The organism is Achromobacter animicus, from assembly GCF_040775605.1.
Lineage (GTDB): Bacteria > Pseudomonadota > Gammaproteobacteria > Burkholderiales > Burkholderiaceae_B > Achromobacter > Achromobacter animicus.
The window spans coordinates 4,746,039-4,766,883 of record NZ_JAYGJK010000001.1; the positions used below are offsets into that span (position 1 = coordinate 4,746,039).

The following is a 20,845-nucleotide window of genomic DNA, read 5'->3' on the forward strand; positions in this document are numbered from 1 at the left end:
GTGAAGGTCAGGCCAGCGTCGCCGGCCCGCCCTGGCGCCAGCGCTCGATGGCGTCGACCGCCTGTTCCGGGCTGCCGAAGATTCTGTCCGGCCCGATCTTCTTGACCAGCCCCGAACGCTGCAGCGCCTCGCGGAACTTGCCGTGGCCGCCGGCCACCAGCAGCGTGACGCCGCGCTCGTCCAGATTGCGCTTCAGTTCATACAGCGCCTCGACCGCGTCCGCGTCGGCCTGCGTCATGGCCTCGGCATCCAGCACGAACCAGCGCACGTCGCCCGCCTGCTCGATGATCTCTCGGGCGCGGCGGCGGAAAGCGTCCGCGTTGAAGAACCAGACCGAGGATTCGAACAGCCAGATCACGGCGCCGGGGACGGGCTTGGCTTGCGGATTCAGGTGCAGCTTGCCCAGCACGGTTTCACCGGGCAGCCGGCCCAGCAATGCATCCCGCGGATTGCCGGACACGTACATGGCGTAGAGCAGCGTCGCGCCCACCGAGACGGCCACGCCTTGCAACACGCCGAATCCCACGACGCCCACGGCGGCCAACACGCCGAATGCAAGCTCGATCCGCGAAATGCGCGCCAGCCGTTTGAAGGCCTGCCAATCGAACAGGCTGGCCGCAGCCAGCAGCAGGATGGCGGACAGCGCAAACTGCGGCAGCCAGTACAGCGGCGCGCTCAACAGACCCACCACGACGGCCAGCGCAGCCGCCGCGCTGATGCTGACCAGCGGCGACGAGCCACCGGCCACCAGCCCGACCGCCGTGCGCGAGTCCGCGCCCGTCACGACATAGCCCTGGAACAGCCCGGCCGCCACGTTGGCCGCGCCGAAGCCCACGAGTTCGCGATTGGGATCCACGTGCTCGCCCGTGCGCGCCGCAAAGCTGCGGGCGGTCACGATGCCACTGGAAAAACTGACGACCAGGACGCCCGCGGCGCCCAGCAAGATGCCGTCCACGCCTTCCAGGCTGACCGGCAGATTGAAGGACGGCAGTCCGGCCGGCACGTCGCCCACCACCGCGATGCCCAGCGCCGGAAAATTGAACAGCCAGGACAGTACGCAGGTCGCCACCACCAGCAGGATGGGACCGGGCCACGACGGCCGCACGCGCTTGACGACGACCAGGAAGATGCAAGAGGCCAGGCCGAGGAACAGCGTCGGCAGCCGGATCTCGGACAGGCGGTGCGACAGTTCCATGAACGGATGAATGAGGCCGCTGTTGCGCAGTCCCACGCCGGTCAGGCCGCTGAGCTGCGACATCGCCAGTGTGATCGCGACGCCTGCCATATACCCGATGAGCACGGGCCGCGACAGTAGATTGGCCAGCACGCCCAACCGCAGGACGCGCGCGATGAGGCAGCCCACGCCCACGGTCAGCGCAATGCTGGTGGCGCCGAGCAGACGCGCTTCCGGCGTGGTCAGCGCCATGCCGGTCAGCGTGGCGGCAATCAGGGTGCAGGTGGCGGTGTCGGGACCCACGATGAGGGTGCGCGACGAACCGAAGAACGCATACGCCAGCATGCCGGCAATGGCCGCCCACAAGCCGGCGACGGGCGGCACGCCCATCATGGCGGAATAAGCCAGACCGACCGGCAGGGCCACGGCGGCGACGCTCAGCCCTGCGGTCACGTCACGCCGCGCCGATTCGCGGGTAATGCCCTGGAAGTTGGCCAGGCCAGGAATAAAGCGGAGATTCATGGTGCAGCGAGACGGATCACAAGTGAATTCCCGCCAGCAGCGGGATGACCGCCCAAGCCTACACCAACCCCAAGCCGCGCGGCGCGCGGCGAATCAAGGCGGCGGCTTTGGGTGCCGCACGCTTGGTGCGGGCGGGCGTCTGACGCCCGCCGCACGCCGCCCCTTCGCAAGGGGCGTACACAGCCGGACTTAACCCGCCGCGCGGGCTTCCAGCACGGCCACGGCCGGCAGGGTCTTACCTTCCAGGAATTCCAGGAACGCGCCGCCGCCCGTCGAGATGTAGCCGACCTGCTCGCCGATCTTGTACTTGGCGATGGCGGCCAGCGTGTCGCCGCCGCCGGCGATCGAGAAGCCTTCGGAGTCGGCGATGGCGCGCGCCACCACTTCGGTGCCGTTGGCGAATTGATCGAATTCGAACACGCCCACCGGGCCGTTCCAGACGATCGTGCCCGCCTGCTTCAGGATGCCGGCCAGTTGCTCGGCGGTCTTGGGGCCGATGTCCAGGATCATGTCGTCGTCGGCCACGTCGGTGGCCGCCTTGACGGTGGCTTCGGCGTCGGCGCCGAACGACTTGGCGCACACCACGTCAACGGGAATCGGCACGGCCGCGCCGCGCTTTTTCATGATGTCGATCACGGCACGGGCCTGATCCACCTGGTCGGGTTCCGCCAGCGACTTGCCGATGGACAGGCCGGCGGCCAGCATGAACGTGTTGGCGATGCCGCCGCCCACCACCAGCTGGTCGACCTTGTCGGCCAGCGATTGCAGGATGGACAGCTTGGTCGACACCTTGGAGCCGCCCACGATGGCGACCAGCGGGCGCTTGGGTTCGTGCAGCGCACGGCCCAGGGCGTCGAGTTCGGCTTCCAGCAGCGGGCCGGCGCAGGCCACAGACGCGAAGCGGGCGATGCCGTGGGTGGTGGCTTCGGCGCGGTGGGCGGTGCCGAAGGCGTCGTTGACGTAGACGTCGCAAAGTGCAGCCATCTTCTTGGCCAGCGCCTCGTCGTCCTTCTTTTCGCCGACATTGACGCGGCAGTTTTCCAGCAGCACGACCTGGCCGTGATCGACCTTCACGCCGTCAACCCAGTCGCGCACCAGCTGCACGGGCATGCCCAGCAGCTCGGACAGGCGCTGGCCGACCTTGGCGAGCGAATCGGCGTCGGTCAGGACGCCCTCTTTCGGACGGCCCAGGTGCGACGTGACCATCACGGCGGCGCCGGCGTCCAGCGCCAGGCGGATGCCGGGCACCGAGGCGCGGATACGGGTGTCTTCGCTGATGCGGCCGGCGTCATCAAACGGAACATTGAGGTCGGCGCGGATGAACACACGCTTGCCGGACAGGGCGCCGGCCTTGGCCAGCGCGGACAAAGTTTTGACCTTGGACATATTTGGATTCCTTCGGTAGGCGAACAAAGGGGACGAACCCATTTTCCGCAATGGCGGAAAACAAATCCGTCCCCTTATGGACTGGCGGTGTGCTTACTTGGCCGACATCAGCGCGACGGTGGTGTCGAGCATGCGGTTCGAGAAGCCCCACTCGTTGTCGTACCAGGACGAGACCTTGACCAGACGGCCCGAGACCTTGGTCAGCGACGCGTCAACGGTGCTGGAGGCCGGGTTGTGGTTGTAGTCGACCGAGACCAGGGGTTCGGTGTTGTAGTCCAGGATGCCCTTCAGTTCGCCTTCCGAGGCGGCCTTCAGGATGCTGTTCACTTCTTCCGCGGTCGTGTCGCGGCTGGCCACGAACGACAGGTCGACCAGCGACACGTTGATGGTCGGGACGCGGATGGCGTAGCCGTCCAGCTTGCCGTTCAGTTCCGGCAGGACCAGGCCCACGGCGGCGGCAGCGCCGGTCTTGGTGGGGATCATGCTCATCGTGGCCGAACGGGCGCGGCGCAGGTCTTCGTGGTAGACGTCGGTCAGGACCTGGTCGTTGGTGTAGGCGTGAACGGTGGTCATCAGGCCGTTTTCCAGACCCAGCTTGTCGTTCAGCGGCTTGACCAGCGGGGCCAGGCAGTTGGTGGTGCACGAGGCGTTGGAGATGACGGTGTCCGTCGACTTCAGCACGCCATGGTTGACGCCGTAGACGATGGTGGCGTCGACATCCTTGCCGCCGGGGGCCGAGATGATGACTTTCTTGGCGCCGCCCTTGATGTGCGCGCCGGCCTTTTCCTTGGTGGTGAAAAAGCCCGTGCATTCCAGCACGACGTCGACCTTCAGGTCGCCCCACGGCAGTTCGGCCGGGTTGCGGTTGGCCAGCACGCGGATCTTGTCGCCGTTGACGACCATGAACTCGCCGTCGACTTCGACGGTGCCCGGGAACTTGCCGTGGGCGGTGTCGTAGCGCGTCAGGTGCGCGTTCGTCTTGGGATCGCCCAGATCGTTGATGGCGACGATTTCGATATCGTGCTTCTTGCCACCTTCGTAGTGGGCACGCAGGATGTTGCGGCCGATGCGACCGTAACCGTTGATGGCGACGCGAATGGTCATGACTAAGCTCCTTTTTTATAAAACTTGCTTGACGGTCTCGGCCACCTTGTCGGCGGTCAGCCCGAAGAACTTGAACAGTGCGCCGGCCGGTGCGGACTCGCCGTAGCGGTCGATGCCGACCACGGCGCCTTCCAGGCCCACGTACTTGTGCCAGAAAGCGGTGACGCCGGCTTCGACAGCCACGCGCGGCAGGCCCTTGGGCAGCACGGATTGCTTCCAGGCGGCGTCCTGCTTGTCGAAGACGTCGGTGCTGGGCATGGACACCACGCGCACGGCGATGCCTTCCTTGGCCAGTTGCGCCTGGGCGTCCAGGGCGATGGCGACTTCGGAGCCGGTGGCGATGATGACGGCGCGGGCGCCCTCGGCATCGCGCAGCACATAGCCGCCGCGGGCGATGGCGTCCACCGTGGCCGCGTCGCGCGGCACGAACGGCAGGTTCTGGCGCGACAGCAACAGGGCCGTCGGGCCGCCGTCATGCACGTCCATGCCGATGCTGGCCGGGCGCGTCACGGCGGCGTTCCAGGCCACGGCGGTTTCGGCCGTATCGCAAGGACGCCACAGCGACAGGTTGGGGATGAGGCGCAGGCTGGCCGCGTGTTCGATCGACTGGTGGGTCGGGCCGTCTTCGCCCAGGCCGATGGAGTCGTGCGTGAACACGTGGACGACGCGCTGCTTCATCAGCGCGGCCATGCGGATGGCGTTGCGCGAGTAGTCGGAGAACGTCAGGAACGTGCCGCCGAACGGCAGGTAGCCGCCGTGCAGCGCGATGCCGTTCATGATGGCGGCCATGCCGAATTCGCGCACGCCGTAGTTGATGTGGCGGCCGAGCTGGATGCCCTTGTCGCCGGCGCGGACGGCGGCAACGCCCTTCCAGTCGGTGAAGTTGGAGCCGGTCAGGTCGGCCGAGCCGCCCAGCATTTCCGGCAGCAGCGGCGCCAGCGCGGCGATCGCGAATTGCGAGGCCTTGCGGGTGGCGACGGTTTCGCCCTTTTCGAGCGTGGCGGACAGGAAGGCCTTGAACTGGTCGGCGTAGCCGGCGGGCATCTCGCCCTTCATGCGGCGCGTGAATTCAGCGGCCTCGGCGGGGAATTCGGCGGCGTAGGCGTCGAAGCGCTTCTGCCATTCGGCCTGGGCTTCGGCGCCCTGCTTGCGGCCGTCCCAGCCGTCGTACACGTCTTGCGGAATTTGGAAGGGTTCCGACGACCAGCCCAGCGCGGTGCGCGTGGCGGCGATTTCGTCCTTGCCCAGCGGCGCGCCGTGCACGTTGTGCGTGCCGGCCATGTTGGGCGAACCCTTGCCGATCACGGTGCGGCAGACGATCAGCGTGGGCTTGTCCGACTGCGAACGCGCGGCCTTGATGGCGGCGTCGACAGCGGCGACGTCATGGCCGTCCACGCCGCGGACGACGTTCCAGCCGTAGCCTTCGAAGCGCTTGGCGGTGTCGTCGGCGAACCAGTGTTCCACATGGCCGTCGATGGAAATGCCGTTGTCGTCGTACAGCACGACCAGCTTGCCAAGCTTGAGCGTGCCGGCCAGCGAGCACACTTCATGCGAGATGCCTTCCATCAGGCAGCCGTCGCCGGTGAACGCGTAGGTGTGGTGATCGACGAGCGTGTGGCCCGGCTTGTTGAATTCGGCGGCGAGCAGCGCTTCGGCCAGCGCCATGCCCACGGCATTGCCCAGGCCCTGGCCCAGCGGGCCGGTGGTCGTTTCCACGCCCGGGGTGATGCCCACTTCGGGGTGGCCCGGCGTCTTGGAATGCAGCTGGCGGAAATTCTTGATCTCTTCGATCGACAGGTCGTAGCCCGTCAGGTGCAGCAGGGCGTAGATCAGCATCGAACCGTGGCCGTTGGACAGCACGAAGCGGTCGCGGTTGGCCCAGGCGGGATCTTTGGGATTGTGGCGCAGGTTGCCGGCCCACAAGGCTTGGGCGATTTCCGCCATGCCCATGGGAGCACCCGGATGCCCGGAGTTCGCTTGTTGCACGGCATCCATCGCGAGGGCGCGGATGGCATCCGCCAAGGCAAGTTTAGGGGCGGTCGGATTGCTCATTCGGAAGGCTCTTTGAAACCGGCGCGCCTACAGAGGAAATAGGGCCGGTTGAGTAGGTTGCGAAGCAGGAGATTTTAGCATCAGGGGATTTCCCGGAGGCCATCGGCCGGATGCCCTATGTAATCGCGGGTTTCGGGCGAATTGCGCGGGCAATGTAAGCTACGCGAACTTGTCACCTCCCCCACTCTCCGAATTCCGCAATACGTCATGCCCGCCCCCCGTTTCTACTGCGACGCCCCGCTGACCGCCGGCGCCCGCATCGCCCTGCCGGAAGCCCTTGCCCATCACGCCCTGCGCGTGCTGCGCCTGCGGGCCGGCGAAGCCGTCACGCTGTTCAACGGTCAGGGCGGCGAGTATCCCGCGGTGCTGGAAGTCGAGGGCAAGGCCGGCTTCGCCCAGCTGGGTGACTTCAATCCGCGCGAAGCTGAACTCGGCGGGCGCATCATCCTGGCCCAGGGCCTGCCGTCGGGCGACAAGATGGATTGGGTGGTGGAGAAAGCCGTGGAACTGGGGGCGGCCCGGGTCAGCCCCATCGCCGCGCAGCGCAGCGTATTGCAGCTGTCGGGCGCCCGGCTGGAAAAGCGCGTCGCCCACTGGCAGCGCATCGCGCAATCAGCCGCGGAGCAATGCGGCCGCAACCGGTTGATGACCGTCGACGCGCCGCTGACGCTGGAAGACTGGCTGGCCCAGCCTGCCGACGGCCTGCGCGTGCTCTGCCACCCCGAGGCCGAGCAAGACCTGGCCGGCATGCTGCAAGGCGCATCGGATCAGGCGGGCATCACCCTGCTGGTCGGGCCGGAAGGCGGCTGGTCGGACAAGGAATTGGAAACGGCCCGCAAGGCGGGTGTGCAGGCCGTGCGCTTCGGCCCCCGGGTGCTTCGCACCGAGACGGCCGGGCTGGCGCTGCTGTCGGCGATCAGCGCCCTGCGCGGGTGGTAGGTCAGTCGTTCTCGCCGTAAGGGGCAGCGGCCACGCCGGGCTCGGGTTCGGGATGCGCGCCGGCGTGTTCGATCACATAGGCAAACACGCGGCCGTTTTCGTGCGCGAAATCCGCGGCATCGGAGCACACGGTTTCGATGCGGCCGGCGTCCTCTTCAAGTGCCGGATCGCCGGAATGCAGGCGGTAAAGCCACAGCACCACGCCGGATTTGTGATCCAGCACCGTGTCGCACAGGCAGTCGTACAGGGCGTCGAGATTGCCGCCGAAGTATTCAGGAAAATCCACCGCCTTGACGATGGCGCGCAATACGGCCGAGCGGCTGCGGCACGGGTCGCAATTGGCAACAAACAAGGACAGGCCAAGTTCGTGCGCGGCGTCCACCACGGCCTTCTTGTCGAGCCCGTCGTGAGCCAGCGCACCGCCGCGCATCAGCTGCCGCTGCAAAGTAGATTGGCCATTGCGCGTCATGCCTGTGCCTCCCTGAAAAAGGCGATCACTTCATCGTTACGTCGCATCGTATCGGCATAACCCAGTTCTATCAATCGCTTGGTGTAGCCGGCTTCGAACAGGAGGTAGGACATCAGCGCCCCGCCCCCCGGACGGTTTGGATCGGACGATACACCGAGTACGCGGAAAAGCGCACGCGCTTGTGCGGGCATATCGTGCAAATGTTCAAGCGCCATCAAATCCAGCGACTGGCTGGGAGTGATCGTCAACACCTCGATGCGACGCACGGTGGGCGGCGCGCCGTTCGGACCGGCGTGGTCCATCAGGTAATTAATGCGCTCCAGACGCTCGACATCCGCCGACAACCCATCCAGGAAGATGCTGGACAGCGCATGACCACCGACCTGCGCCAGCGACGGATACGGCGGCGAATCCTCGCGATTCTCAGGGTGGGTGTCGTCGCGGTAGCCCGTGCCGATCACCATGAGGCGGTGCGCGCCAAGGTGGATCGCCGGGCTGATAGGCGCAAGCTGGCGCATCGAACCGTCGCCGCACCATTCGCCCTTGCCGTGCACCTGCACCTGGCGCGCCGGAAAGACAAAAGGAATGGCCGACGAGGCCATCAGGTGTTCGATGCCGATGGGCGTGGGGATGGCCAGCCGCAGGTAGCGGTGCCAGGGTTCGATCGGGGTGTGCGCCTGGTAGAACGTCAGGTGCTCGCCGCTGGTGTAGCCCGACGCGGTGATGGCCAGCGCGGACAGCGAACCGCTCTCCAGGTTGGAACGCAGATTGCTGAAGTCCAGCACGCGTTCCAGCAGTCCCTGCATCGGCGTGTTGTCCAGCAGCGAGTGCGGACGCTTGCGCGTCAAACCGGAATACATCCACCCCAGCGACAGAAGGCCCAGCCACCGCACGCCGGTGCGGATCAGGCCGGGCGCGTCGGCCCGGTAGATCATGTCGGTGTTCAGCGACGACCACAGGCGGCGGATGCGCCGTACGCCCAGATGGGGCCGGTCGGCGCGGCAGGCCAGCGCGGCGGCGTTGATGGCGCCGGCGGACGTGCCGCAGATGATGTCGAAGGGGTTCTGGAATCGGGAATGCCAGTCCGGGTCCAGCAGCTCCATGATGGCGCTGAGCACCCCGACCTGATAGGCGGCGCGCGCGCCGCCGCCCGTCAGGACCAGGCCGGTGGGCGTGCGCGGGCACGCCCTGCCGGCCGGTTTGACTTCAACGTGGCGTATTGACATCGACCACCGTCATCGCGGTCATGTTGACGATGCGGCGCACGGTGGAGCTGGAGGTCAGGATGTGCACGGGGGCATTGGCGCCCAGCAGGAACGGACCCACCGCGACGTTGCCGCCCGCCGCCGTCTTGAGGAGGTTGTAGGCGATGTTGCCCGAGTCGACGTTCGGGCACACCAGCAGATTGGCTTCGCCCTTGAGCGTGGACGACGGCAGGATGCGCATGCGCAGGGCCTCGTCCAGCGCGCAGTCGCCGTGCATTTCGCCGTCGATCTCCAGTTCCGGATCCATCTGCCGCACCAGTTCCAGCGCGCGGCGCATCTTGGCACCCGACGCCGAGCTGCCCGAACCGAAATTGCTGCGCGACAGCAGCGCGGCCTTGGGCGCCAGATACATGCGGCGCATCTCGCGCGCGGCGGCCACGGTGAACTCCGCAATCTGCTCGGCCGTGGGCTCGTCATTCACGTGCGTGTCCACCAGGACCACCGTGCGCTCGTTGAGCAGCAGGATGTTCATGGCGGCATACACGTTGTGGCCCGGGCGGCGGCCGATCACTTCATCCACGAAACGCAGGTGATCGTGATACGCGCCGACGGAGCCGCAGACCATGCCGTCGGCATCGCCCAGGTGCACCATCATCGCGCCGATCAGCGTCATACGGCGGCGCATTTCCACGCGCGCCATTTCCTTGGTGATGCCGCGGCGGCACATGCGTTCCCAGTAGGTCGTCCAGTACTGGTGGAAACGCTCGTCGTATTCGGGGTTAGTGACTTCGACGTCCTCGCCCAGGCGCAGACGCAGGCCCAGCTTTTCGATACGGGTCAGCAGCACCGACGGGCGGCCGACCAGGATCGGGCGGGCCAGGCCTTCGTCCACCACCACTTGCACGGCACGCAGCACGCGCTCATCTTCGCCTTCCGCGAACACGATGCGCGCCGGGCCGCCTTCGCGCACGATGCGCTTGGCCGCCGAGAACAGCGGCTTCATGAACGCGCCCGAGTGGTACACGAATTGCTGCAGCTGTTCTTCGTAGGCTTCCAGATCGGCCAGCGGACGCGTGGCGACGCCGCCTTCCATAGCAGCCTTGGCCACGGCCGGCGCGATGCGCACGATGAGGCGCGGATCGAAAGGCTTGGGGATCAGGTATTCGGGACCAAACGAGATGTCGAACGTGCCGTAGGCGGCCGCCACGACTTCGTTCTGTTCTTCCTCGGCCAATTCGGCAATGGCGTACACCGCCGCCTTTTCCATTTCGCGCGTGATGGTCGTGGCGCCCACGTCCAGCGCGCCGCGGAAGATGTACGGGAAGCAGAGTACGTTGTTGACCTGGTTCGGGTAATCCGAACGGCCCGTGGCCATCACCACGTCGTCGCGCACGCCGTGCGCCACTTCCGGAAGGATTTCCGGCGTGGGGTTGGCCAGCGCCAGGATCAGCGGACGCGAACCCATGGCGGCGACCATTTCGGGCTTCAGCACGCCGCCGGCCGACAGGCCCAGGAACACGTCGGCGTCCTGGATCACCTCGGCCAGCTTGCGGGCATCGGTCTTTTGCGCAAAGCGCGCCTTGTCCGGATCCATCAGCGTGGTGCGGCCCTCAAAAACCACGCCCTCGATGTCGGTGACCCAGATGTTTTCCAGCGGCAGGCCCAGGTCCACCATCAGGTCCAGGCACGCCAGCGCCGCAGCGCCCGCGCCGGACGTAACCACCTTGACCTGCTTGATGTCCTTGCCCACGACCTTCAGGCCATTGATGAAGGCCGCCGACACACAGATCGCCGTGCCGTGCTGGTCGTCGTGGAAGACGGGAATCTTCATGCGTTCGCGCAGCTTGCGCTCGACGGTGAAGCACTCCGGCGCCTTGATGTCTTCAAGGTTGATGCCGCCGAAGGTGGCTTCCAGGCCGGCGATGATCTCGACCAGCTTGTCCGGGTCGGTTTCGTTGATTTCGATGTCAAAGACATCCAGGCCGGCGAACTTTTTGAAGAGCACCGCCTTGCCTTCCATGACCGGCTTGGAGGCCAGCGCGCCGATGTTGCCCAGGCCCAGCACCGCGGTGCCGTTGGTGATGACGCCCACCAGATTGCCGCGGGCCGTGTAGCGGAACACGTTGGCCGGATCCGCCACGATTTCCTCACAGGCCGCCGCCACGCCGGGCGAATACGCCAGCGCCAGATCGCGCTGGTTCGTCAGCTGCTTGGTCGGCGTGACCGAGATTTTGCCGGGGCGCCCGTGCTCGTGATATTCAAGGGCGGCTTTGCGAAGGTTGGCATCCATAGGGCGGCTACTGGCTAGAGTGTGTGACACGAAAGAGGGAGGAATTCTATTCCCATGACGGGCCGTGCGATACGCGGGCCCTGCTCTTTCTTGAGGTCGAGCGCCGGAATCTTACAGCAAGCTGAACGTTTGTCAGACTTCGGGCCACAGGAGTTCCGGGAAGCAGCCGTCGGGGTCGAACTGGGTTTTGACGCGGCCGTCCAGGCGGACGGTTGCCAATCCCGGGGCAGCCGGTTCAGGCCGGGACGCGGTCGCGGCGCCGATCCGGACATCGTCGCCGGGCGGCACGTCAACCAGCACCGCGCCCTGCAGCCAAGCCAGCGTGCCGCCGTGTCCCAGCAGCAATTGCGCCAGGTTGACGGTGGCCGGCGTGACGGGCTTGAGCGCGTCCAGCCGGTAGCGGCCCAGCCAGTGATAGCCGTCGTTGGTCGCGAACGCATCACCGCCGGACGCAAGCTGGAACAGCGCGGGCACCAGGCGCTGCACGGTCGCCGACCGCAGCGGCTGCACATCGGTTTCGCCGAACGCGCCCAGCGTTTCCTCGATGCCATCGGCCAGCAGGACGTCCGCCGCCACGAGGCCCGAGGCCGCGCAATGGCCCGCAGGCCAGGACGCCGGCGCCGCCACCCACTGGGCCAGCGTCATGTCGCCCGGCAACCCGTTGAACTGCCGTAGGCCGGTGCTGGCCAACGCCGCCACGGTCACGCCGGGCTGCGCGTGCCACCGTGGTGCATCCCCATCCAACCGGGTCAATGCGGTCAGCAAGACGGGATCCACCCGCAGGCGCGGTCGGGCCGAGGGCGCGAAGGGTCCCGCCGCCCCTTCCAATTCCAGCGTCACGTGGTACTCGGCGCAGAGCTTGCGCGCCTGGACGACGTCGGCCCCGGACGCCGGCGTGAGCATGGCGCAGGTGCCGTCCGCCCCACCCTCGCCCAGGTCGCGGACCTTGCCGCGGCACACCAGCGCGAGGCGTTGCACGAAGGCCGCCCACGGCGTCTGGACGGGTCGCCGGCCCATGAGAAAGGCGCGCCGGGATGGCTGCATGACTACAATTCCTTTTTTGCTAGATGACGCTTTCGAGATTCCGATGCCCCGCCTTGCTACCCGCACCCACGATTTCCTGACGTTTCAGGTGATGGAACTGTTCAAGCAGGCGCAGGCGCTGCAGGCGGCCGGAAGGGACATTATCAGCCTGGGCATCGGCGAACCGGACTTTACCGCGCCACCCCAGGTGGTGGAAGCGCTGGACCGCGCTGCGCGCGCCGGCCTCAGCGGCTACAGCCCGGGCGCGGGCATCGCCCCGCTGCGCGAGGCCATCGCGCAGTTCTACCGCGACCAGTTCGGCGCCGCCATCGACCCGCGGCGCGTCATTGTGACCGCGGGCGCCTCGGGCGCCCTGACGCTGGCCTGCGCGGCGCTGGTGAATACCGGCGGCGAGGTGCTGATGCCCGATCCGTCGTATCCGGCGAACAGCAATTTCGTGTTGGCCGCGGGCGGCGTGCCGCGCCTGATTCCCAGCACGGCGGCAAAACGCTTCCAGCTGTCCGCCGACGACGTCGCGCGTCACTGGACGCCCGCCACGCAGGGCGTGATGGTGGCCTCGCCCAGCAATCCCACCGGCACGTCGATCGCCCACGGCGAGCTGGCCGAGCTGCTGGCGCAGGTGCGCGCCCGCGACGGCTTTGCCATCGTCGACGAAATCTATCTGGGGCTGTCCTATGACGGCCAGCCGCGCTCGGCGCTGACGCTGGACGACGACGTCATCGTCATCAACAGCTTCTCCAAGTACTTCCACATGACGGGCTGGCGCCTGGGCTGGATGATCGTGCCCGACGACATGGTCGCGCCGGTGGAAAAGATTGCCTCCAGCCTGGCGATCTGCGCGCCCACGTTGGCCCAGCACGCCGCGCTGGCCTGCTTCACCCCCGCCGCGCTGAAGACCTTCGAACACCGCCGCGAAGCCTTCAAGCAGCGCCGCGATTACCTGCTGCCGGAATTCGAGCGCCTGGGCATCGACGTGCCGGTCAAGCCGGACGGCGCCTTCTATGTTTATGCCGACATCAGCAGCCTGGGCATGGACAGCGCCGCGTTCTCGCAGCGCCTGTTGCTGGAAGCCGGCGTGGCCGCCGTGCCGGGCCTGGACTTCGGACCGGCACACGCGGCGCACACCATGCGGTTTTCGTACGCCACCGGCCTGGACCGCCTGGAAGAAGCGGTCGCGCGGATGGGCGTGCTGCTGCAGCGCTGACCCTGCTGTGCCGTCCCCATGAAAAAGGCGCGTCCTTGCGGGACGCGCCTTTTTTTCAGAACGGACAGCGAGGATCAGTCGCGCGCCAGTGCGATGCCCGACGCCAGCGCCAAGCGCCGGCGTTCCGCCTGCACCTTGGCGCCGTAGCCGTTGTCGTCCGGGCCCGTGGCCCCCACGTAACACGCCAGCCCGCCGTCGATCGAACCGCGGCGGTTGATGCAGTCGCGCAGGATCGTGGCGCCGACGCCGATGTTGGCGGCCGGGTCCAGCGGATTCTTGCCGACCGCGTCAAACTTGTCCTGGTGCACGCTGGTCATGACCTGCATCAGGCCCTGTGCGCCCACATGGCTTTCGGCCAGCGGGTTGTAACGCGATTCGATGGCGATCACGGCCAGGACCAGCAAGGGGTCCAACTGCTTTTCGCGGCTGACCTTGTACACGGTGTTCAGCAGCGGACCGGTCGCGTCATACGCAACCTTGTACTTGCGCGAGATATAGTTGCGCAGTGCTTCGGCCTGCGGTCCCGTGGCCGCCGACGCGGTCTTTTTGGGCGCGGGCGGCGCGACACGAGCCGGCCCCAGCATGCCGGTGGCGTTGCTGGCGGGTGCGGTGGGTACGGCCATGGCAATTGCCGACGAGGTGTCGGCACCCAGTTCGGAGCCGGCTTCGGACTCGGAGCTGGCCTGCATGGATGAAGGCGCGAGGGCGGTCAACAAGGCTTTGTGCACTTGCAATGCCTGGTCGCGCAAACCAGGCAGGGCGAATCCCATGCTTACCGTCACAATGACCGCGATGCCCAGGTAGACAGAGCAAATGCGCAGGGATTCGGCAAGATATTGGTGCACTCCTTGGGCCATGTTCCTGAACAGGCTGGCCACTGACGCATCGGGCATAAAACCTCCTGCGTAAAAAAGAGGGAGTCAATGTTAACCTCTCTTTGAATCCGAAATGTAACCAAATCGCTGGGATCTGTAGTGAAATACCGCGACCTTAGAGACTTCATCGCCCAACTTGAACGAATGGGCGAACTCAAACGCATTGCTGCGCCGGTGTCGACGCAGCTTGAAATGACGGAGATTTCCGACCGCGTGCTGCGGGCCGAAGGCCCCGCCCTGCTGTTCGAAAACGCCCGCCACAACGGCCAGCCCGCGCAGATGCCGGTGCTGGCCAATCTGTTCGGCACGCCTGCCCGCGTGGCGCGCGGCATGGGCGCCGACAACGTCAGCGCGCTGCGCGACATCGGCGAACTGCTGGCCTCGCTGCGCGAGCCCGAGGCGCCCAAGGGCCTGCGCGATGCGCTGGCCAAGGTGTCGATGCTGAAATCGGCGCTGTGGGACATGAGTCCCAAAAACGTCAAAAGCCCCGCCTGCCAGGAAATCGTCTGGGAAGGCAAGGACGTGGACCTGAACCGGCTGCCCATCCAGACCTGCTGGCCGGGCGACGTGGCGCCGCTGCTGACGTGGGGCCTGGTCATTACCCGCGGTCCCAACGCCAAGCGCCAGAACCTGGGCATCTACCGCCAGCAGTTGCTGGGCCCGAACAAGCTCATCATGCGATGGCTGTCGCACCGCGGCGGCGCGCTGGATTTCCGCGACCACGCGATCGCCAACCCCGGCACGCCCTTCCCGATTGCGGTGGCGCTGGGCGCCGACCCGGCCACCACGCTGGGCGCCGTGACGCCGGTGCCGGACAGCCTGTCCGAATACCAGTTCGCGGGGCTGCTGCGCGGCTCGCGCACCGAAGTCGCGCAGGCGCTGGGCAGCAACCTGTCCGTGCCCGCGTGGGCCGAAATCGTGCTGGAAGGCCATCTGCTGCCGTCCTCGGACCCGCGTGCCATCAAGCCCGTGGTGCCCGAAGGCGTCAATCCGCCGCCCGACACCGGCTACGAAATGGCGCTGGAAGGTCCGTACGGCGACCACACCGGCTACTACAACGAGCAGGACTGGTTCCCGGTCTTCACCGTCGAGCGCATCACGATGCGCCGCAACCCCATCTATCACTCCACCTACACCGGCAAGCCGCCCGACGAGCCCGCCGTGCTGGGCGTGGCGCTGAACGAAGTCTTCGTGCCGCTGCTGCGCCGCCAGCTTCCGGAAATCGTGGATTTCTACCTGCCGCCCGAAGGCTGCAGCTACCGGCTGGCCGTGGTGTCGATCCGCAAGCAGTACGCGGGCCACGCCAAGCGCGTCATGTTCGGGCTGTGGAGCATCCTGCGCCAGTTCATGTACACCAAGTTCATCGTGGTCGTGGACGAGGACATCAATCCGCGCGACTGGAAGGAAGTGGTCTGGGCGATGACCACCCGCATGGATCCGGTGCGCGACACGTTGCTGGTGGAGAACACGCCGATCGACTATCTGGACTTCGCGTCGCCGGTGTCCGGCCTGGGCGGCAAGATGGGCCTGGACGCCACCAACAAGTGGCCGGGCGAGACGAATCGTGAATGGGGCACCCCCATCACGATGGACGCGGATGTCAAGAAGCGCGTGGACGATATGTGGGGGCAGTTGGGACTGTAGACGCGCCACTGCCTGCGCGTAAAAAAACCCCGCCGCCTGGCCGGGCCCGCATTGCTGGACGAAAGTCTGGCGGTGCGGGGCCGGTTGAGCGGCGGGGTTTTTATCTGGCGGTTGGCGTCAGTCGCGTTCCCGGTCGTCGTCCTGGCGCGCACCGCGCCAGGCCTTCAAGAGCTGCCAGCCCACGAAGGCGCCGCCGGCCAGCTTCAACAGCTTGCCGCGCTTGCCGCCACGCATGAACATGGCGGACAGCGACGAACTGATGATGGGATAACGCCGCGCCATCGTGATGGCCTGCAACGCCCAGCGGGACGCGCCGCCAGATGCCAGGCCCGGCAGCATGCCGCGGATGAGCGCGCTGGGCTCGAGCCTGCGCCCGGCCGACACGATGTTCTGTGCCAGCGACTCGCGCTCGATGGCGGCGCGGGCGCGCAGCAATTCGATGCGCACGGCGCGGTCGACGGTCGGAGATCTTTTCGACATGGCTTAGAACTCCTCGCGCCGGCGCACCGGCGTCTCGTCGTCGGCATGCATGTCGCGCACCCGGTCCAGCAGTTCCGCATCCCGGCCCAGCTCTTCGAGCGTGGCCGAAAACGGCGTCTGTCCATACACGAGTCCGTGGCGCACCACCAGCAACAGCACCACGCCGGCCACCCCATAGAACGCCGCCAGCAGCCCGAGGGCCAGATAGCGGTCTTCCGTGGGCCAGAACGCCACGGCGATGGTGATGGTGGCCACCAGCACCGCCAGCGTCAGAAATAGCAGGGCCGCAAACGCGAGGCCCAGCAGCTTGAGCAGGCGCGCCTTTTCGTCCGCGGCTTCCAGAGCCAGCAGCTCCAGCCGCGTGCGCATCAGCCCGACCAGGCTGGAGGCAACACCGAAAACAGTTTTTCTTAGACCCATGGCTGAATGAACGCCGGGCGGCAGGCAACGGCATGAAGCCGTGCCTGCCGCCCGGACGTCCTGCCCTGTCAGCGGCGGCTGATCAGCAAGCCGAGCAGCAGGCCGGTCACGCCTGCGACCCCGATGGCTTGCCAGGGATTGTCGTGCACGTAGTCATCCGTCGCACGGGCAGCCTTGCGGCCACGTTCGAGGACGGCGTCTTGCGCTTCGTACAGGGCCTCGCGCGTGCGCCGCAGCGAGGTCATGGCGCGGTCGCGCAGTTCGTTGGCCTTGTCGCCGGTGCTGCTGGCGGCTTCGCGCAGCAGGCTTTCGGCGTCGTTCAGGCTGGTCTTGACACTGTCCATGAGTTTTTCTTTTGCGACGTCTTCGGATTTTCTCGTTGCCATTTTCTGAGCTCCTGTTGTGTGTCCATGACGGAAACGATGATACCAGCGGCCATGCGGGCGGAAACGCCCGCTTGCTACCGGGTGCTACTTGATCTGCGTAATCTCAACGGCGGATTTCACGCCGCCCTGATCGATGTCCTGCTTCATCACCAGATTCACGGCCGGGCAATACCAATCGGTGACCGTCGTGTTCATGCCGGGAATGGGAATGGTCAGCCCCTGAAACGTGGCCATCGTGGGATCTGAATTGCGCGTGTAGGTGATCGGGTGGCACGACTGCTTGCCCAGCGCGGTGTCCATCGAGGTCTTCTGACCGACCGATTTTTCACCGATGCGCACCGTGGTGCTGGGCTGACCGCCCACCGGCGCTTCCTTGCCGATCTTCAGGCGGAACGATGAGCCGGGCAGCTTCTGGCCCGCCGCCAGCTTGCCGTCGTAGGCAAAGAGACCCAGCATGCGCAGGTCGAACTGGCCTTCGGAAGGCTTGGGCGCTTCGCCGGCGCTGGCGTAGCGCAGGAAGGTGGCTTGGCCACCCTTGACGGTCATCAGGTAGTCGAGTTTGGACTTGCCGGGCGGCAGGCCCGCGTAGCTGAATCGGGCAACGCCCTGCACGCGCGCGCGGCAGTTGTCGCCATTGCTTTTTGTAACTTCGGCGAAGGTCAGATCCGCGCCCAGCGCCAGATTGCCCGAGCCGGTCAGTTGGACGGCGCCGCCGTCGTGCATGAACTTCGCGTCACACACGCCGGCCTGCGCCGTAGCGGCCGCGCCCAACGCGCCGGCCGCAAAAACCAGGGATGCCATTTTTCGCATCGTCGTCACAAGCCACTCCAGAAATCCGAAAGCGCCGTCCCGCCTTGGGGACAGCTGGCTTGATACTACACCGGTTGCCGTGCCCGGCGTATGTCCGAACGTGTCGTCACGCCAGCACCGGCGCCGCGGGGGCGCGCGCCATCAGCGCCTGGATCTCCGGCACGCACGAACCGCAGCCGGTGCCGCAACCCAGCGTGTCCTTCAGCCCCGCCAGATCGCAGCCGCCTTCGATGCCTTTCAGGATGGCCGCTTCGCTGACGCCATTGCAGACGCAGAGGGTGCGCGAACGCACCGCGCCGGCAACGCGTCCCATCAGCAGCGCCGCGATGCTGGCGGGCGCCTCGCCCCCCGCAGCCCACGCCAGCAGCGGCTCCTGCGCGCGCAGGTCGCCCGTCAGCAGGAAGGCATGCAGCGTGCCTTGGCCGGCGCTGACCCGGCGCAAATAGCCGCGCGCCGGATCGTCATACGCCACATCGGGACGCCGCAGGTCCAGCGTGTCTGCCAACTCGTGCAGCACGTCGGCTTCCGGCGCGACGCGGCTGGCGAGCCGCAACCGGACGCCGCCCGCGCCCACCGGCAGGACGACGGCATAGTCGAAGCGGCGCAGCCAGGGCGCCAGCCGGGTCCGCAGCGCCGCCACATCGCCCTGCCGCCACGCCGCCGCCTGCCACGCAAGGCCCGCCGGCTCGGCGCGCACGGCGCTGAATTTGAGCTCGGGCTGGCGCGATATCGGATCGGCTGCCGGATTGGTCAGCGTGTTCACGCCCAAGCCGGCCATGAACGCGCTACCCCAGTGCATCGGCACGAAGGCCTGGCCGGGAAGCAGCGACGCGTCCGCCTGCACCGGCAGCACCAGCGCGCCGCGCCGCGACTGCAGCCGGGCCAGTGACCCGGGCGCCAGATCCAGGCGGCGCATGTCGTCCGGATGCAGCGATACCCATGGCTCCTCGACATGCTGCGTCAGCACGCGAGCCAGCGAGGTGCGCGCCATCGTGTGCCAGTGATCGCGCAACCGGCCCGTCGTCAGTTGCAGCGGAAAGTCGCCGGAAACGGTTTCGGCGGTCGGCCGCCATGCGACGTCGCAGAACCGGGCGCGGCCGCTGGTGGTGGGAAACACGCCGTCGGCGTACAGGCGCGCGGTGCCCTGCCCCGCCCGGTACGGCCATTGCTGCGGTCCGTGCTGCGCCAGCACGGCGTAATCCACCGTGCTGTAGTCCAGGTCCCGGCCGGCGGTCATGCGGGCGTGCTCGGCAAAGACCTCGCTTTCGTCGCGATAGGCGAACAGCGCCGCCTTGGCCGGCGCGATGCGTGCCGCGAGCCGCTGCGCAACTGCCTGTGCCAATCGCCAGTCGGGCTGCGCGTCGCCGGGCGGCGCGATGGCGGCGCGGACCCGGCTGATGCGCCGCTCGGAGTTGGTCACCGTGCCGGATTTCTCGGGCCAGGTCGCCGCCGGCAGCACCAGGTCGGCATGGGCCAGCGTCTCGGTGCCGGCGAATGCCTCCTGCACGATAACGAACTCCGCGCGGGCCAACGCGGCCCGCACGCGCGCCTGATCCGGCAGCGACTGCGCGGGATTGGTGGCCGCGATCCACAACACCTTGATGCGCCCGTCCAGCACCGCGTCGAACATGTCGAGCGCCGTGGCGCCTGGCGCGTCGGGCAGGCGCTTCACCCCCCACAGCCGCGCGACCTCGGCGCGGTCCGTGGCCGACGCGGGATCGCGATGGCCCGGCAGCAGGGTCGCCATGCCGCCCGCTTCGCGCCCGCCCATGGCGTTGGGCTGGCCCGTCAGCGAAAACGGCCCCGCGCCGGGACGCCCGATCTGGCCGCTGGCCAGATGTAGGTGAATCAGCGCCGCATTCTTGTCAGTGCCCGCCACCGACTGGTTCAAGCCCATCGTGTACAGCGACAGCGCCGCCGGCGCCTGGCCGAACCAGCGCGCCGCCTGGACGATGTCCTGCGCCGGCACGCCGCAGAGGCGCTGCGCCGCCTCGGGTGTCACCGTTTGCACGCGCGCCCGTAGCGTCTCGAAGCCCTCGGTATGGCGCGCGATGTAGTCCTCGTCGACCAGCCCCTCGCGCAGCATCACATGCAGCATGGCGTTGAACAGCGCCACGTCGGACCCTGGCGCGATCGGCAGATGCAGGTCGGCAAACGCGGCCGTGTCGGTGCGCCGCGGGTCGACCACGATCACCTTCATGTGCGGCCGGCTGGCCCGCGTGGCTTCCAGCCGCCGAAACAGCACGGGGTGCGCGTAGGCCATGTTGGACCCGGCGATCAGCACGGTGTCGGCCAGTTCCAGGTCTTCGTAGCAGGCGGGCGGCGCGTCCGCGCCCAGCGTGCGCTTGTAGCCCGACACCGCGCTTGACATGCACAGGCGCGAATTGGTGTCGATGTTGTTCGTGCCCGCCAGCGCGCGCGCCAGCTTGTTGAAGACGGCATAGTCTTCGGTCAGCAACTGTCCGGACAGATAAAAGCCCACCGCATCCGGGCCGTGCCGGGTAATCGCGTCGGCCAGCCGGTCCGCGGCGATGTCCAGCGCCTGCGCCAGCGCGACATCCTCAAGGGGCTGATCGCGCGCCGAACGCCATTGCGCCGACAACACGCGCGCGTCATCGCGCCGCACGGTGTCGGCAAGCGCCAGACCTTTGCTGCACAAGCGGCCGCGATTGGCCGGATGCGACTCGTCGCCGCGCACCCCAACGACCGCACCATCGCGCACCTGCACGCGCACCCCGCAGCCGGTGCCGCAATAACAGCAGACCGACGCCACGTCTCGCACCGCTTCGTTGACGATTTCAATCCGTCGCGCCATCGGCATGTCCATGTCCTACTCCGCCC

Annotated in this window: 17 protein-coding genes; 3 read left to right on the forward strand and 14 right to left on the reverse strand. The window is 67.2% G+C overall.

Annotated features, from left to right (window positions below; translation table 11 throughout):
- Window positions 1–7: 7 nt before the first annotated feature.
- The 4 genes from AB3147_RS21745 to tkt all read right to left on the reverse strand — a co-directional run bounded on the left by AB3147_RS21745 (window position 8) and on the right by tkt (window position 6,238).
- On the reverse strand, window positions 8–1,696 hold the full coding sequence (locus tag AB3147_RS21745; protein ID WP_367352935.1) for a SulP family inorganic anion transporter: 1,689 nt from the start codon (window positions 1,694–1,696) through the stop codon (window positions 8–10).
- A 189-nt stretch (window positions 1,697–1,885) separates the two neighbouring features.
- A complete protein-coding gene (locus AB3147_RS21750; protein ID WP_175186239.1) occupies window positions 1,886–3,082 on the reverse strand; it encodes a phosphoglycerate kinase in 1,197 nt (398 codons plus the stop codon).
- 93 nt (window positions 3,083–3,175) lie between these two features.
- The gene (gap, locus tag AB3147_RS21755) at window positions 3,176–4,186 is read right to left on the reverse strand and encodes a type I glyceraldehyde-3-phosphate dehydrogenase (RefSeq protein WP_056570971.1); all 1,011 of its coding nucleotides are present in this window, start codon (window positions 4,184–4,186) and stop codon (window positions 3,176–3,178) included.
- A gap of 15 nt (window positions 4,187–4,201) precedes the next feature.
- Complete coding sequence (gene tkt, locus AB3147_RS21760) at window positions 4,202–6,238, reverse strand: transketolase (RefSeq protein ID WP_367352936.1); 2,037 nt, start codon at window positions 6,236–6,238, stop codon at window positions 4,202–4,204.
- A 207-nt stretch (window positions 6,239–6,445) separates the two neighbouring features.
- Here tkt and AB3147_RS21765 point away from each other — a divergent pair, with 207 nt between their 5' ends.
- Entirely contained in the window at window positions 6,446–7,177 is a 732-nt protein-coding gene (locus AB3147_RS21765; protein WP_367352937.1) for a 16S rRNA (uracil(1498)-N(3))-methyltransferase, read from the forward strand.
- 1 nt (window position 7,178) lies between these two features.
- On the opposite strand, the gene AB3147_RS21770 is transcribed toward AB3147_RS21765, so the two are convergent.
- The 4 genes from AB3147_RS21770 to AB3147_RS21785 form a co-directional block, all read right to left on the reverse strand.
- Window positions 7,179–7,646 carry a barstar family protein gene (locus AB3147_RS21770; protein ID WP_056570977.1) on the reverse strand — a complete coding sequence of 156 codons (468 nt, stop codon included), beginning with the start codon at window positions 7,644–7,646 and terminating at the stop codon, window positions 7,179–7,181.
- On the reverse strand, window positions 7,643–8,872 hold the full coding sequence (locus AB3147_RS21775; RefSeq protein ID WP_367352938.1) for a patatin-like phospholipase family protein: 1,230 nt from the start codon (window positions 8,870–8,872) through the stop codon (window positions 7,643–7,645). Before AB3147_RS21775 ends, AB3147_RS21770 begins: the two co-directional genes overlap by 4 nt.
- A complete protein-coding gene (locus tag AB3147_RS21780) occupies window positions 8,853–11,141 on the reverse strand; it encodes an NADP-dependent malic enzyme (protein WP_218343125.1) in 2,289 nt (762 codons plus the stop codon). The genes AB3147_RS21775 and AB3147_RS21780 overlap by 20 nt, the downstream gene beginning before the upstream one ends.
- Before the next feature lie 132 nt (window positions 11,142–11,273).
- A complete protein-coding gene (locus tag AB3147_RS21785) occupies window positions 11,274–12,185 on the reverse strand; it encodes an FAD-binding protein (RefSeq protein ID WP_367352939.1) in 912 nt (303 codons plus the stop codon).
- A 43-nt stretch (window positions 12,186–12,228) separates the two neighbouring features.
- On the opposite strand from AB3147_RS21785, the gene AB3147_RS21790 reads away from it, so the two are divergent.
- Window positions 12,229–13,389, forward strand: a complete 1,161-nt coding sequence (locus tag AB3147_RS21790; RefSeq protein WP_367352940.1) for a pyridoxal phosphate-dependent aminotransferase — start codon at window positions 12,229–12,231, stop codon at window positions 13,387–13,389.
- A 74-nt stretch (window positions 13,390–13,463) separates the two neighbouring features.
- Here AB3147_RS21790 and AB3147_RS21795 read toward each other — a convergent pair whose 3' ends face one another.
- Window positions 13,464–14,282 (reverse strand): lytic transglycosylase domain-containing protein, encoded by an 819-nt coding sequence (locus tag AB3147_RS21795; protein WP_175124550.1) that lies wholly within the window; start codon window positions 14,280–14,282, stop codon window positions 13,464–13,466.
- An 81-nt stretch (window positions 14,283–14,363) separates the two neighbouring features.
- Here AB3147_RS21795 and ubiD point away from each other — a divergent pair, with 81 nt between their 5' ends.
- Window positions 14,364–15,908, forward strand: coding sequence for a 4-hydroxy-3-polyprenylbenzoate decarboxylase (gene ubiD, locus AB3147_RS21800; RefSeq protein ID WP_175124549.1), 1,545 nt, complete (start codon window positions 14,364–14,366; stop codon window positions 15,906–15,908).
- Window positions 15,909–16,025: 117 nt separating this feature from the next.
- Here the strand turns inward: ubiD and AB3147_RS21805 are convergent, their stop codons facing one another.
- From AB3147_RS21805 to AB3147_RS21825, 5 genes are all read right to left on the reverse strand, one after another.
- A complete protein-coding gene (locus AB3147_RS21805) occupies window positions 16,026–16,388 on the reverse strand; it encodes a hypothetical protein (RefSeq protein ID WP_175124548.1) in 363 nt (120 codons plus the stop codon).
- A gap of 3 nt (window positions 16,389–16,391) precedes the next feature.
- Entirely contained in the window at window positions 16,392–16,808 is a 417-nt protein-coding gene (locus AB3147_RS21810; protein ID WP_175124547.1) for a phage holin family protein, read from the reverse strand.
- A 68-nt stretch (window positions 16,809–16,876) separates the two neighbouring features.
- Window positions 16,877–17,194: a DUF883 family protein gene (locus AB3147_RS21815; RefSeq protein WP_105240220.1), complete on the reverse strand. Its 318-nt coding sequence runs from the start codon at window positions 17,192–17,194 to the stop codon at window positions 16,877–16,879.
- An 84-nt stretch (window positions 17,195–17,278) separates the two neighbouring features.
- A complete protein-coding gene (locus AB3147_RS21820) occupies window positions 17,279–18,004 on the reverse strand; it encodes a hypothetical protein (RefSeq protein ID WP_370633016.1) in 726 nt (241 codons plus the stop codon).
- Between the two features lie 106 nt (window positions 18,005–18,110).
- Entirely contained in the window at window positions 18,111–20,831 is a 2,721-nt protein-coding gene (locus AB3147_RS21825; RefSeq protein WP_367352941.1) for a nitrate reductase, read from the reverse strand.
- Window positions 20,832–20,845 lie beyond the last annotated feature (14 nt).

Coding starts and splice junctions, on each gene's coding strand:
- AB3147_RS21745 (WP_367352935.1), bottom strand. CDS start 1,696: ATGAATCTCCGCTTTATTCCTGGCCTGGCCAACTTCCAGGGCATTACC.
- AB3147_RS21750 (WP_175186239.1), bottom strand. CDS start 3,082: ATGTCCAAGGTCAAAACTTTGTCCGCGCTGGCCAAGGCCGGCGCCCTG.
- gap (WP_056570971.1), bottom strand. CDS start 4,186: ATGACCATTCGCGTCGCCATCAACGGTTACGGTCGCATCGGCCGCAAC.
- tkt (WP_367352936.1), bottom strand. CDS start 6,238: ATGAGCAATCCGACCGCCCCTAAACTTGCCTTGGCGGATGCCATCCGC.
- AB3147_RS21765 (WP_367352937.1), top strand. CDS start 6,446: ATGCCCGCCCCCCGTTTCTACTGCGACGCCCCGCTGACCGCCGGCGCC.
- AB3147_RS21770 (WP_056570977.1), bottom strand. CDS start 7,646: ATGACGCGCAATGGCCAATCTACTTTGCAGCGGCAGCTGATGCGCGGC.
- AB3147_RS21775 (WP_367352938.1), bottom strand. CDS start 8,872: ATGTCAATACGCCACGTTGAAGTCAAACCGGCCGGCAGGGCGTGCCCG.
- AB3147_RS21780 (WP_218343125.1), bottom strand. CDS start 11,141: ATGGATGCCAACCTTCGCAAAGCCGCCCTTGAATATCACGAGCACGGG.
- AB3147_RS21785 (WP_367352939.1), bottom strand. CDS start 12,185: ATGCAGCCATCCCGGCGCGCCTTTCTCATGGGCCGGCGACCCGTCCAG.
- AB3147_RS21790 (WP_367352940.1), top strand. CDS start 12,229: ATGCCCCGCCTTGCTACCCGCACCCACGATTTCCTGACGTTTCAGGTG.
- AB3147_RS21795 (WP_175124550.1), bottom strand. CDS start 14,282: ATGCCCGATGCGTCAGTGGCCAGCCTGTTCAGGAACATGGCCCAAGGA.
- AB3147_RS21805 (WP_175124548.1), bottom strand. CDS start 16,388: ATGTCGAAAAGATCTCCGACCGTCGACCGCGCCGTGCGCATCGAATTG.
- AB3147_RS21810 (WP_175124547.1), bottom strand. CDS start 16,808: ATGGGTCTAAGAAAAACTGTTTTCGGTGTTGCCTCCAGCCTGGTCGGG.
- AB3147_RS21815 (WP_105240220.1), bottom strand. CDS start 17,194: ATGGCAACGAGAAAATCCGAAGACGTCGCAAAAGAAAAACTCATGGAC.
- AB3147_RS21820 (WP_370633016.1), bottom strand. CDS start 18,004: ATGCGAAAAATGGCATCCCTGGTTTTTGCGGCCGGCGCGTTGGGCGCG.
- AB3147_RS21825 (WP_367352941.1), bottom strand. CDS start 20,831: ATGGACATGCCGATGGCGCGACGGATTGAAATCGTCAACGAAGCGGTG.